Consider the following 13,121-nt stretch of genomic DNA (forward strand, 5'->3'; position numbering starts at 1 on the left):
CAGCGGCCGCCGCTGCTCTTACTTCACCGTGCCGACTTCGCGCCAGCCCAGCTGCCGCGGATCGAAGGCCCAGAACACACCGGACGGCGCACTGATGCCGCCCGCACTGCTGCCGGCGATCAGCCGCGGCTTGCCCTTGACGTTGTAGAAGCTGAGCTCAGTCACGATGGCGCCCTGCGGGATATAGGCCACCGTGCTGTCGAGCACCGAGGTCGCCTTCGCGTAGTTCAGGGCATAGATGCGGCTCTGCCCGTCGGGGTTGCAGGCATCCCCGGTGGGCAGCGTGGAACTGAAGGCGACGAGGCCGCTGAAGGCGGTGGGCGGCGTGATCAGGCGCCAGCCCACGCTGCCGGTCGTGCCCAGGTCGATGTACCAGCCGGCCTTGCCGCTCAGGTTCGGCGCCGTGGCCAGGGTGCCGCCGTTCGGATCGTTGGTGGCGTTGGTGGCCGTCACCGCAGCCAGACGGCTGCGCAGGTCGACCGGGTAGGCCTGGCCGTCCGCACCCGCGGTGGCGAAGGCGGCGATGCCGCCGTCGATCAGCGCGTAGAAGCTCTGGTTCTGGCCGCTGAGCAGGTCGGTGCGGTCCAGCAGCCGGCCGGTGCCCACGAGCACGTAGCGCTGGCGCGTGACGGGGTGCACCTCCACCAGCGGCGCGGTCGTGATCGGCTGCGCCGCGTTGCTCGCATCCTTGAGCACGGCGATGCGCGTCGGCGCCGGATACGCGGCACCCCCACGCGGCGACGTGAGGTCGAAGCGCCATACCTGTCCCGACAGATCGCCCACGTAGACCGAGTCGGCCGTGAAGTCGGCGAAGTCGCGCACATAGGCCGTGGGCCGGGCCATGCCGTCGGCGGCCTGGGTGCCGGTGGAAACCTTCTCCAGCAGGCGGCCGTTGCGCGGATCGACGACGAACAGCCAGCCCTTGCCGTCCTGGTTGTTGTAGCCCGAGGTGAACAGCGCCACCCAGCCGTACTTGGCGGTCTTGACGACCACCGGGTCGCCGAAGCTGTAGCCCATGTCCACGCAGTTGCCGCTGGAGATGTTGCAGGTGCCGCCGGCCGCCGTCGGCAGGTTGGCCGCGCCCGGGAATTCCCACAACACCTTGCCGGCCACCGCCGCCTCGCTGGTCATCACCGAGGGATCGCTGACATCGATGGCGTAGTAGCTGCGGCCGCCCTTGCCCAGGCCGCCGATCAGCACGCTGCGCCAGTCGGACGAGGTCACGCCCTGGGCATTGGTGACATTGGCGAAAGCGCCGCCCGCGTTGAGGAAGTCGATGTCGAAGACCTGCGGCGTGGCGTCCACGTAGTTGCGGTGGGCATAGAGCGGCTTGCCGAGCTGGGCCAGCAGGCCGTCGGTCGGGTTTGTGGCGTCGCCAGGGTCGCGGCTGAACAGCACCGAGGGCACGTAGGCGAACAGTTCCCGGCCGGCATTGGTGCCGGTGCCGCCGGTGAAGGCATGGAGCATGCCGTCGTTGGCGCCCACGTAGAGCATGGTGGCGCGCGAGGCCTTGCCCTGCCTGTAGGCGCTGTAGCCGGGGTTGGCCGCGTCCGAGTACGAGGCCGCGGGCGGTCCGACGACCGTCACCTTGGAGTCGACGATGTCGCCGAGACGCCGCGGCTGCTGCACCGCGTTGCCGCTGCTGTCGGTGGTGGTGATGGACCGGATGCGGTAGCCCAGGCCTTCGCGGCTGCGGTCGCCGCGCAGCCATTGCAGGTAGTTGGAGCCGTCGTTGCCGCTGACGTAGCTGGTGTCCAGCGCGGTCTGCTGCGCCGAGGTGAGGCTGGCGTAGCGGAAGGGAACGCCGGCCGTGCCCGTCCAGGTGACGACCTGGCGGGCCGTGCTCCAGCCGGTGTCGGTCGTGCCGGTTCCGAGCTGGTTCTCGAAGGTGGTCGTGGTCGTCCAGGCCGGGGTGGAATTGGCCGTCGGCGTGCCGTCGGCCGCGAAGCTGATCTGCGTGGCGGTCAGCTCGCCCGTCCAGTTGGCGGGGTTGTACTGCGTGGCATAGGACACGTCGCTGTCGGTCGTGACCTGCCGCCCGACCAGCGACACCACCGACGAGAACGCACCCTTGGACTTGTTGGCGATGCTGTCGAAGGCCTGGCGCAGGCCGGCGACCATGGTGTCCGGACGGCCGGCGGTGAAGTAGTTGTCGGGCCGGGGCTGCTGCGCGCCGTTGCGGTTGTCGGTCAGCGTGTCGCCGTTGGTGGACCACCAGTCCTGCGGAATGGTGCCGGCGAAGGTGTAGGGATCGAAGCCCTGGGGCACGTTCAGGCCGCCGAACTTGGCTGCCAGGTAGAACTTGTTATTGCTCTGGAAGGGCTGCTCCAGCACGTCGACCCAGTAGGTCTGCACTGTCTGCTTGCCGACGGTCTGCGGCTTGCTCGCGTCGTCGGGGCGGATGTCCTTGGTGTTGGCGTCGAAGGCCAGGCCCGCCATGTAGTAGCGCGAGGCGCCGGCACCGGTGGCCACCGACGCCAGGTTCGTACTGACCGACGCGTCGACCTTGTTCTGCAGAAAGCCGACACGGTTGGTGGCCACGACCGAATCGACCGAGTTGTCGTTGGCAATCAGCGCGGGCTTGGTGGGCTCGGAGTCGGTGCCCGTGTTGTTGCCCGGCACGTTCTTGTCGTTCCAGGTGTAGATGTCGCCGATGCCCAGCACGAAGTTGCGCTGGCAGGAGTACTGGATCGGGTCGTCCCAGTTGGTGATCACCGGAAAGCCGTCGAGTTGCGTCCGGCGGGCATTGGTGTCCGTGGTGGTCATGTTGGACCATTCGGGCACGTTGCCCAGGGCACGGAAGTAGCGCAGCGTGGCGTAGTACAGCTCGTTGACCGGGTCGTAGCTCTTGTAGTTGCCAGGATAGATCTGGCCGAACTTGTTCAGGTAGTTGATGACGCCGCTGTCGGCGATGGCGATGCCGGTGTTGGTGGTGGTGGACGTCGCGTCGGCCGTGTCGGGATTGCGCACGAAGGTGCCGTCGGTGCTGCTCCATTCCGCCGCGCCGTTGGTCACGCTGGGCTGACCTGGCACCGGATTCGTCGGACCCACGAACTTCTGCCGCGCCCGCATCACACCGCCGTCGCGCAGCGCCGCGCCGTCATTGAGATAGCCGAAGGCGCTGAAGCGGATGTCGTTCGAGTACTGCTGGACCAGGCCTTCGGGCTTCCAGTTGCTGCCGTACTGCTTGCAATTGGATTCCACGCCGCCCGCGCCGCTGGACGGATCGCACACCTTCACGCGCACCGTGTAGTCCTGGGTGGGCGCGAGCTGGTTCGACAACACGTCCCAGCTGCCACCGGGCTGCAGCATCTCGAGCTTGGCGACTGCATCGCCGCCGCGCTCGTAGTACTTCATTTGCACCTGGATGTTGTCGCCGGCGTTGAAGCTGATGCCGACCGTGGTGTTGACCGTCGCGCTGTGGTCGTTCCAGTTGTTCACCCTCAGCACGCCGTTGATGGAGAGCAGCACGCCGTCGTCCGAGGTGGTGCGGAAGGTGTATGTGCCGGTGGAGGGGGCCGGAAAATTCACCGTCCAGATGGCGGTGAAGTTGTCGGTGCCCACGCCATTGCCGGGCCCGCCCTGGCCCCAGTTGTAGTTCACCGAGTCGTTGTAGTTGGTGTAGGTGGGCGTGCCAGCCGGGTTCTGGTTGATCGTGTTGGCGTAGTAGTCGCCGCGGATGCCGGTGACCGGCGTCAGCCGCATGGCAAAGCCGCGGCCGTTGATCGAGATGCCCAGCGAACCGGCGTTGGTGAAGGGCGTGGCGCCAGCAATGAACTGCTGCGGCAGGCTGCGATCGTTGAACAGGCCCTGGCCGGAATGCCAGCCCTTTTCCAGGATCGTGGTGGTGGCGGTGTCGACCACGCGCCTGCCGCCGGTCATGGCCCAGCGGAAGGGGTCGATGGCAGCGGTGGTCGCCCAGTTGAGGAAGTTGCCGCTCCAGGCGCCGCTGCAGGTGCGGTTGGTGGCCAGCCCGATGGGCGTGAAGTAGCTCTGATCGCCGTAGCCCGCCGGAATGACGATTCCGCCGGCGGTCGTGTTGGCCGTCGTGTCCTGCACGTAGCGGTAGCACTTCTCGGTGTCGAAATAGCCGAGGAAGGCCGCGGTGTTGGTGTAGTTGTCGGTGTGGGCGGTGCGCGAGGCGGTGGGCCATTCCACCGAGAGCGCGAGCGCCAGGTTGCCGGCTGCCGTGGAGTTGGAGAACACCGGCTGGTCGGCCAGCGGTGCGGCCAGTGCCAGCCCCTGGAAGGGCAGCACCAGCATGAGCATCAGGGCGCAAAGGCGCTGGGCGATTCGGCGGTTCGAATGGAACATGGTGACCCCGGGGCTGCGGAAGTGGAGCGCCTCACTCCGGTTTGGTGAACGAACTCTGGACGAAGACCTGAAGGTTGCGCGGGCCGGTGACACGCACAGTGACCCGGTAGACCGGCTGCACCGGCGGCGGCGCGCGCGACGCCAGCTGGGCGCTGCCGCCCACCGCCTCACGCGTGATCGGCACGCAGTGGCTGCGGCCCTGGTCGGTGGCGCTCTGGGTGGCGATGTCGCACAGGCGGTCGACCACGTAGCGGATCGCCACGCTGTTCGTGCTGCCCTGCAGGTCGGCCGCGCTGGCCACCGTCGCGAAGGTGGCGTCGCTCAGGAGCGCCAGCGGGATGCCCATGTCGTTGACGGCCAGCGGCGTGGGGCTGTAGTTGAGCGCCTTGTTGGCGGCCGCGCTGCCGTTGACCGGATAGGTGGCGTTCATGGCCACGGCGATGGCCTGCTCCGCCTGGTTGACCAAGTCGCGGCGGATGGCCAGGCTGCCCACGCCGGACAGGGTGCTGTTCATGGAGCGGCTGACGGCCACCCCGCCGGCCAGCAGGACGACCAGCACGATCAGGCAGAAGATCAGCACGACGCCGCGCTGGTGGCGGCGTGCGGGCACGTGGCGGGAACGACGGAGAACGCGGGGGCTCATGAGGCGGGCTGCTTCATCAGCAGGTTGCGCAGGGGGACGATGGTTTCGACGATGCGGTAGCGGTAGTGCCGGTCATCGTTTGAAAGGCTGATCGTGTAGCGCTGGGCTGCGGGAAGGTCCGCGAACAGGGTGTACGAGGCGTCCGCGACCAGGTCCTTTTCGTAGACCGTGCTGCGCAACAGCATCGACGCGCGCACGGCGACGATCCTGCGCATGGTGTCGGGCGTCGTCATCACCGCGCCGATCGAATAGTCGGTCGCGCCGGCGCCGCCGGCTGCGGGCAGCACCCAGGCATCCATCACGCCGTCCGGCACCGTGGTCGTGTCCACGCCATACAGCGCCCGCAGGGCATAGACGCCCTCGGCCATGGGCTCGGGCACGGCGCTGCCGGCGGAGTTGAGCAGGTCCTCGCGGTAGAGGATGCGGTCGGTGCCGACGCCGAACATCTGCAGTTGAAGGTTGTCGCCGTCGGCATTGCCCAGGGCCGTGAGGTAGGCGTCGGGGCTCTTGGCCAGGGCGTCGAGCGTGGTGCTGCCAGCGCTGCCCCGGTAGTAGGTGCCGCCCAGCGGCAGCGTGTCGGTGCCGCCCGTGGGCGGCGCGAAGCTGCTGTCCACCTGCGTGACCAGACAGTCGGTCACGTTCTTGGCGCTGAGCAGCAGCACGTCGGCCGGCTGCATGCCGATGGTGTTCTCCAGCAGCAGTTTCTGCGTGCCGGCCGTGCCGCGCACCAGCCGGGGGATGTCGCCGAGCGGCGCGCTGCCGCCCATGGTGATCAGGATGTCCGAGCCGCCGCCGCTGCGACCCTGGTCGATCAGCACCGGCGCCACGCGCAGATTGGCCGCGCCCGAGGCGCCACCGAGCAGCTCGGCGAAGGGGGCTCCGAAGGCGGCGGAGGCGGGCAGCACGCTGGTGGTGGTGCCGCCGGCGGTGCGGCTGGCGTTGATCTTGCAGCCCAGCACGCCCCAGTCGTAGCCCTGCGAGAAGCCCGCGCCCGCCGAGCGCAGGGCCCGGTCGATGACGGTGGCGGCGAAGCTGCCGCTCTGGTTCATGTCGTTGGTGCCGGTGGTGGTGCGGCGGTTGGATTCGCCCAGCACCAGCACGCTCATCACCGCGAGCACCACGATGAGGCCCAGGGCCATGGCCACCAGCAGTTCTAGCAGCGAGATGCCGCGCATCGCCAGGCGGCGTGGCGACGAGGGCGGGGTCGGGACTGGCGGAAACGGCATGCGCACGACCTCAGAGCGACGGCAGGATGACGCGCGTGCTGAAGCTGCTCGCGCTGTTGGCGCCGCTGCGCGATGGCGGCGTCCAGGTGATGACGATGTCGGCTGCCGGCGGGACGCTGCCGGCGACCGCCGTCACGGTGCCGCTGCCGCTGGGCAGCCGGCTCAGCTGGGGGTTGGCGATCTTGGCCTGCCAGGCGGCGACGATGCCCGACTCGGCGGTCACCGTGCTCAGGTCGACCGTCTTGTAGGCCCACATCTTCCCGGCGAGCTCGTCGGCCAGCAGGCTGGCGCGGCTGCGGTAATCGGCCTCCAGCGACAGCGAGATGGCCTGCGCCTGCAGGGCGACCAGACCCAGGATCGCGATCGAGAAGATCAGGATCGCGACCAGGACTTCGATCAGCGCCACGCCGCGCTGGCGCAGCGGCATGGAACGGAAGGGGCGGCGCATGGGCATCGGCATCCCTGCGCTCAGCTGTAGCAGCCGTCCGGGCTGGTGGCGGCGTTGCGGGCCGGGTCGCACATGCGCACCTGGCCACTCAGGCCGACCGTCACGCGCAGCGGCCGGTCGGCCCCGGTGACGGTGATGGCGAAGGTCTGCAGCGGCGGCGTGCCGGTGGGCGCCTGGCAGGACGCGCCGGGCCCCGAACTGGCGGCGGCACCCGTGGCGCGGCCCAGGCTGCTGAAGCACACTTCGGCCGGCCCGGTGACGGCGACGCCGTCGGCCGCGCCGCTGAAGTTGCCCGTGCTGATCAGCTGCGCGGTCTCGGACGAGCCGTCCACCGGCAGCTGGTAGACGGCCCAGAACTTGCCGCCGCTCGTCGCCGAGACCGAAGCCGCGGCCGTCGTGGGCGGGCTGTTGGTGAACAGGAACACCATCGGCCGGCTGCGCCCGAGTGCTTCGGCCTGTGCGGTGCGCAGGCCGTCCTGGATGTTGTTGGCCGCGGTGCGGATGCGGCTGTTGCGGACCCAGTCGGCCATCGACGGCACGCCCACCGCCAGCAGGATGGCCAGCAGCGTGATGGTGATCATCAGCTCGACCAGCGTGAAGCCGGCCGCGCGCCGGCCTGCATGACGGGCCGCCGTCAGGGGCATGTCTGGCCTCGCTTGACGATCCAGGCCGTGCTGCAGTTCGCGCCCCAGCCGGAGGGCAGGCCCGAGGTGCTGCGGGCGCCAGCCTGGGTGACCGTGTACGTCAGGTTGCTGCCCAGGGAACTGGCGACGGCCTGGACGGTGTAGGTGGAGGCAGTGGGCGTGCCGCTGCAGGACACCGTGAACTTGCCCGCCGTCGTGGCGGTGCTGCAGGGCGCCTTCACCGTGGTGCTGACGTCGTTGTACTGCCGGTTGTCCTGGAAGTACCGCTCCATGTTGGCTTGCATGGCCGCCAGGGCGTTGGTGCCTTCCACCATCTGGCCGCGCAGCACGTAGTCGCGGTAACTGGGCAGCGCGATCGCGCTCAGGATCGCCACGATGGCCACCACGATCATCACCTCGATCAGGGTGAAGCCGGAAAAACGCGGGGCAGGAACCTTCGAGCGGTGCATGGGGAACGGACGATGGACAAAGTGGTTAACTATTGTGTCATCGCAGGTACTTTGTGAACCTGAGTAACAACGTTCCGCAGAGCAAAAAAGTGCACAGAAAGTTCAACGACCGTGGCGTGGAGGCGTCAGCCCGTGCACTGCGACGTCGGCGTTCGGCTCGCCGTCAGGTTGACGCGGTGGGCCGCCTACAGCCGGCGACCGCCACGCCCTACACCGGATGAGGCGCGTGCACCGACCGCGTCGGACGGGCGTGTGCCAGAGAGTTCGCCCATCTGCTGAAGGCGGATTCCCGGCGCGATGTCCGTGACGGGATTGCTCTCATTACCCATCCAGGAGGTCATCCATGAACAAGGATTCCGTGCAAGGCAACCTGCAACAGGCCAAGGGCGCCGTGAAGGAAACGCTGGGCAAGGTCACCGGCAACAAGTCGCTGCAGGCAGAAGGCATGGCCGACAAGGCCGCCGGCAAGGCCCAGGAAAGCTACGGCGACGCCAAGGACGCGGCCAAGGACGCGGCCGACAAGCTGCGCAAGTAACAGGGACGGCAACGCTCATTTCATCGGCTCTTACGACCGACATCACACCTCGGGGCGCCAGGATCCACAGGACCCAGGCGCCCCGATCTTTCCTGCCGAGCATCGAAGGATTCGAATGATCACAACAACAGCCCCCCACATCGTTGCGCCAGAAGCGGCGCGCCTCAGCCTCACACGTGTCTCCTGGGGCGCCGTCTTCGCCGGCCTGTTCCTGGCGTTGGCCACCTACCTTTTCCTCGCCCTGCTCGGCACCGCCATCGGCGCCAGCGCGGTGGACCCCATGGCGCCGGGCAACCCGCTGGCCGGTTTCGGTACCGGCGCAGGCTTGTGGGTCGGCTTCTCGACGCTGATCGCCCTGGCCGTCGGCGCCTTCTTTGCTGGCCGCACGGCGCCCGGCAAGGGCGCCCTGCACGGCGTGCTGTGCTGGGCCGTGACCACGCTGGTGACCGTCTACGCCCTGTCGTCGCTGGCTGGCGGTGTGATCGGCACTGCCACGCGGGCCGCCGGTGCAGGTGCCGCACTCGCGGGTCAGGGCGTGGCCGCCGTGGCGCCCAGCATCGCCTCGGGTGTGAAGGACCAGTTGCAGAAGAACGGCATCAACCTGGACTTCGACGATCTGCGCAACCAGCTCGACCTGCTGCTGCGCCAGACGGGCAAGTCGGAATTGAACCCGGACGTGCTCAAGTCCAAGGCCGGCGATGCCGTGCAGGACGGCAAGTCCACCGCCGGCGATGCCGCGACCACGCCCCAGGCTGCAGGCAACGACCTGTCGGCCTTCTTCGACCGCCTGCGCCAGAAAGCCCAGCCGGCGCTGGACGCCGCCGACCGCGACGCCCTGATCAACGTCATCATGGCCCGCACCGGCAAGAGCCGCCCCGAGGCCGAACAGATCGCGGCCAACTACGAGCAGAGCTACAACCAGGCCGTGGCGAAGTACAACGAACTCAAGGCCCAGGCCGAGCAGAAGGCCCGTGAGGCCAGCGACGCCGCGGCCAAGGGCGTGAGCCATGCCGCCTGGGCTGGCGTGGTCGTGCTGCTGCTGGGGCTGATCGTGTCCGGCATCGGCGGCTTCATCGGTCGACGCACGGCCGCCCAGCGCGAAATGCTGATCGCCGTGTGATGCCCAGGCGCCGAAAGGGGCCGGCGACCGTCACGCAACAACGCCCCCGGTGCACGCGCGCCGGGGGCGTTTTCGTTTTGCAAAGGTCGCCCTTTGGCGGGATGGCCTATGGCTCGGCCGAGGCCTGGATTGGTCAGGTCACGCTGGGCAAGCGCGGCGACGCTATCGAAAAGTTAACAATAGTTCACAATTCTCTGCTCCCGATGCCTGCGCTAGGGAAGATGTCTGGCACGCAATCGGTGCACGGTTAACTAAAGTTAACAAACCTAACAACAAGATTTCTGCCGTAGCCGGGTAACGCCGGGTGCGGTGGACCCGGGCGGCGCTGCCGTCTGCTTCTTCGATGCACGTTCTCTCGATTTTTGGAACCCGCCCCGAGGCCATCAAGATGGCGCCCCTGGTGTCCGCACTGGCCGGGGAACCTCAACTGCGCAGCACTCTGTGCATCACCGGCCAGCACCGCGAGATGCTGGCCCAGGCCATGGACCTGTTCGACCTGAAGGCCGACCGCGACCTGGACGTGATGCAGCCGGACCAGACGCTCAACCAGCTGAGCGCACGACTCACCACCCGCATGGACGAGGTACTGCGCGAGCTGCGGCCCGACTGCGTGCTGGTGCATGGTGACACCACCACGGCCGCCGCCTGCGCCCTGGCGGCTTTCCACCTGCGCATTCCGGTCGGCCATGTGGAGGCGGGCCTGCGCAGCGGCGACATGAAGGCGCCGTTTCCGGAAGAGATGAACCGCCGGGTCGTGGACGTGATGAGCGAATGGATGTTCGCCCCCACGCCCTCGGCGCGCGACGCACTGCGGCGCGAGAACCTGGGCGGCCGCGCCTGGGTGACCGGCAACACCGTGATCGACGCGCTGGCCGCCGCGCTGGCCCGGCTGGATGCCGACCCGGTGCTGTCGGCCACGGTCTCCGGCCGCTACGGCTGGCTGTCCACCGACCGCCGGCTGGTGCTGGTCACCGGCCACCGGCGCGAGAACTTCGGCGAGGGCTTCCGCCAGATCTGCGCCGCCCTGCGGGAGCTCGCCCGCCGCGACGACGTCGAGGTGGTCTATCCGGTGCACATGAACCCCAACGTGCGCGGCGTCGTCATGCAGTTGCTGCACGGCCTGCCCAATGTCCACCTGATCGAGCCGGTGGGCTACCTCGACTTCATCTGGCTGATGCGCCGCGCGCACCTGATCCTCACCGACTCCGGCGGCGTGCAGGAAGAAGCGCCCCACCTCGGCAAGCCCGTCCTGGTGATGCGTGACGTGACCGAGCGCCCCGAAGCCGTGGCCGCCGGCACGGCCCAGCTGGTGGGCACCGCACCCGAGCGCATCCTCGGCGCCGCCCGCCGCCTGCTGGACGACCCCGACGCCTACGCGGACGTGCGCCGCCGCGGCAATCCCTACGGCGACGGCCATGCCTGCCGCCGCATCGTCGATGCCCTGTGCGGCCGGCCCGTGGCCGAGTTCGCACCCCCGCCCCTTCAACCCGCTTCCGTTCCCAGCCTGGACTTCGCATGAGACTGCCCCACCGCCTCTTCCGCCCTCTTCCCCTGGTCCTGGGGATCGGCCTGCTGGCACCGATGGCCGCCGCGCTCGCGAGCCCGGCCGGTGACGCACTGCAGCGACTGCAGGGCGAGACCTGGGTCACGCGCAGCTTCACGCTGGCGGACCTCGGCATCACCCGCACCGTGCTGCTCACCGGCTTCGAGGCCAAGCAGGAGTTCTACCTGCCGGTGCCGCGCAACGTGGCCATCGCCGATGCGGGCATCGACTTCCGCGGCCGCTACTACAAGCCGGAGGAATCCCGCACCTCGATGTCCCTGGCCATCAACGGCCGGCCGAGCTACGCCACCCGCGTGGAGGCCGCCGAGGGCGACGCCAGCCAGACGCTGAAGGTGGACGTGCGCACCATCGTCGACGGCTTCCTGCGCCTGGGCGTGAACTGGGTCAACAACTCGCCCGAGCGGATCTGTGCCTATGAGCGCCCTTCCGGCAACGTGCTGGCGGTCGAGCCCGACACCCGCTTCACCTACCGTTTCACCAGCGGCGCCCTGACCCAGCTGGCCGACGCTTGGGTGGCGCTGCCCGCACGGCCCACGATGATCGTGGCCGGCAAGCGCCTGTCCAAGGGCGCCTACGACAGCGCCTGGCGCATCGGCCTGGCAATGGAGCAGGCCGGCCGGCAGATCAACGTGCGCGCCTTCCCGGGCGTGGGCGACAGCATCGACACGCAGGGCTGGCAGATCCCGCCCGCCCTGGCCGCCCTGCCCGCCTTCTCGGGCCTGGCCGCCGGCGAGGCCCGCCACCAGATCCGCGACGCCGCCGAGGTGGGCGCGCTGATGGTGCTGGGTTCCGGTGCCGCCACCGGCGACCTGCTGGTCATGGACGCCCCCCTGCGCCAGCAGATGAACGCGGCCCTGGATGCGCTGGCCGCCCAGATGGGCGGCGACGCCGATGCCGCCCGCGCCCTGTCCGACTGGCGCGGCCGCCAGACGGCGCTGGCCGCTGACGGCATGCCCTCGCACATGGTGCGCCTGGCCACGCTGGGCGCGCGCCCGGTGATCGTGCTGGCCGAGGACGCGGGCGCACAGGCCGCCGGTGCCTTCGCCGACGCCTGGCGCAACGTGCTGTCCGGCCGCAACGCCATCATCGACAAGGCCGACCAGGCCGAAGCCACCAGCCGCACGGTCATCCACCCGACGCAGTGGGGCGGCACCAACCCCAACTTCGACGTGCTGGCCAAGGGCGACTGGACGGTCACCATGCCGCTGGCCGCACTGTCGGCCGACGGCCGCCTGCCCACCGACATTGCCGTCGATCTGGCCGTCTCGCCCAGCGCCGGCCGCTCAGCGCCGGTGGCCACGATCTACTGGAACGACACGCTGCTCGGTGCGCGCCGGCTCAACGCCGACGGCCATCCCGAGCGCATCGACGCCCGCGTGCCCAGCTACGTGCTGGCCCTGAACAACGTGCTGCGCGTGGCCATCCAGCGCCAGCCCTACTACGACGGCTGCAACGAGGCGCCCCAGCCCTATCCGGTCCAGGTGCTGCGCACCACCGCGCTGCGCACCGGCGACGCCAGGCCCGACGGCACCTTCGTCGGCCTCCTGCCCCTGATGGCCCACCAGCCGCAGGTGGCGGTGCCCGAGGCCTATCTGGCCGACGCCGTCGCCACGCTGCCGCGCGTGGTGCGCATCGCCGCCGCCGCGGGCGTGAGCCCCGTGCGTGCCGAATTCGTCGTGCAGGGACAGGGCGCCTTCAACCCGGCGCGTCCCTTCCTGGCGCTGCAGGTGCCGGTGGATGGCGCCGACACCCGCGTGTCGGTCAAGGACGGCCACCTGCGCATCAATGGCAAGCAGTCGCCCTGGCTGGACGTCGGCGGCCTCGCCCAGGCCAGTGCCATCGAGGTGGCCAGCAGCCACGGCCAGTACGGCCTGGTCTACCAGGTGCTGGGCACGCAGCCCGCGCTGGGCAAGCCCTTCGTGCTCAACCGCGGCGACCTGGCCGTGCTGGGCGACGAGGGCCCGGTGGCCTGGTCCGACGGCAGCGTCGCGGCCAACAGCGACACCCCGCCCGAAAGCAGCGGTTTCCTGGCCGAGTGGCGCCGCCACCTGTCGTGGGGCGTGCCCGTCATCGCCTTCGCGCTGCTGCTGTTGCTGCTGCTGTTTGTGCTGGCCCATCGCCTGAAGCGTCGCCACGACAAGAACAAGTGATGACCTCCTCGCGCCTCAGGTCCTGACG

At 69.2% G+C, this 13,121-nt stretch carries 10 protein-coding genes; 4 read left to right on the plus strand and 6 right to left on the minus strand.

What is annotated here, in order from left to right; all coding sequences use genetic code 11:
• Positions 1-18: 18 nt before the first annotated feature.
• From BXA03_RS18915 to BXA03_RS27510, 6 genes are all read right to left on the minus strand, one after another.
• Complete coding sequence (locus tag BXA03_RS18915) at positions 19-4,314, minus strand: PilC/PilY family type IV pilus protein (RefSeq protein ID WP_076510710.1); 4,296 nt, start codon at positions 4,312-4,314, stop codon at positions 19-21.
• A 31-nt stretch (positions 4,315-4,345) separates the two neighbouring features.
• Positions 4,346-4,957 (minus strand): pilus assembly PilX family protein, encoded by a 612-nt coding sequence (locus tag BXA03_RS18920; RefSeq protein ID WP_143476370.1) that lies wholly within the window; start codon positions 4,955-4,957, stop codon positions 4,346-4,348.
• Positions 4,954-6,132, minus strand: a complete 1,179-nt coding sequence (locus BXA03_RS18925) for a PilW family protein (protein ID WP_076510714.1) — start codon at positions 6,130-6,132, stop codon at positions 4,954-4,956. The genes BXA03_RS18920 and BXA03_RS18925 overlap by 4 nt, the downstream gene beginning before the upstream one ends.
• Positions 6,133-6,193: 61 nt before the next feature.
• Positions 6,194-6,631 (minus strand): type IV pilus modification protein PilV, encoded by a 438-nt coding sequence (gene pilV / locus BXA03_RS18930; protein WP_143476375.1) that lies wholly within the window; start codon positions 6,629-6,631, stop codon positions 6,194-6,196.
• Positions 6,632-6,651: 20 nt separating this feature from the next.
• Complete coding sequence (locus tag BXA03_RS18935; protein WP_076510716.1) at positions 6,652-7,275, minus strand: pilus assembly FimT family protein; 624 nt, start codon at positions 7,273-7,275, stop codon at positions 6,652-6,654.
• Positions 7,266-7,724, minus strand: coding sequence for a type IV pilin protein (locus BXA03_RS27510; RefSeq protein ID WP_076510718.1), 459 nt, complete (start codon positions 7,722-7,724; stop codon positions 7,266-7,268). Before BXA03_RS27510 ends, BXA03_RS18935 begins: the two co-directional genes overlap by 10 nt.
• A gap of 343 nt (positions 7,725-8,067) precedes the next feature.
• Between BXA03_RS27510 and BXA03_RS18945 the strand changes: the two genes are divergently transcribed.
• The 4 genes from BXA03_RS18945 to BXA03_RS18960 all read left to right on the plus strand — a co-directional run bounded on the left by BXA03_RS18945 (position 8,068) and on the right by BXA03_RS18960 (position 13,093).
• Entirely contained in the window at positions 8,068-8,259 is a 192-nt protein-coding gene (locus tag BXA03_RS18945) for a CsbD family protein (protein ID WP_076510720.1), read from the plus strand.
• A gap of 115 nt (positions 8,260-8,374) precedes the next feature.
• A complete protein-coding gene (locus BXA03_RS18950) occupies positions 8,375-9,379 on the plus strand; it encodes a hypothetical protein (protein ID WP_076510722.1) in 1,005 nt (334 codons plus the stop codon).
• A gap of 343 nt (positions 9,380-9,722) precedes the next feature.
• The gene (wecB, locus tag BXA03_RS18955; protein WP_076510724.1) at positions 9,723-10,898 is read left to right on the plus strand and encodes a non-hydrolyzing UDP-N-acetylglucosamine 2-epimerase; all 1,176 of its coding nucleotides are present in this window, start codon (positions 9,723-9,725) and stop codon (positions 10,896-10,898) included.
• On the plus strand, positions 10,895-13,093 hold the full coding sequence (locus BXA03_RS18960) for a cellulose biosynthesis cyclic di-GMP-binding regulatory protein BcsB (RefSeq protein ID WP_076510726.1): 2,199 nt from the start codon (positions 10,895-10,897) through the stop codon (positions 13,091-13,093). The genes wecB and BXA03_RS18960 overlap by 4 nt, the downstream gene beginning before the upstream one ends.
• The last annotated feature ends 28 nt before the right edge of the window (positions 13,094-13,121 follow it).

Origin of the sequence: Pseudacidovorax sp. RU35E, from assembly GCF_900156165.1 — a bacterium.
Taxonomy (GTDB): domain Bacteria; phylum Pseudomonadota; class Gammaproteobacteria; order Burkholderiales; family Burkholderiaceae_C; genus Xenophilus.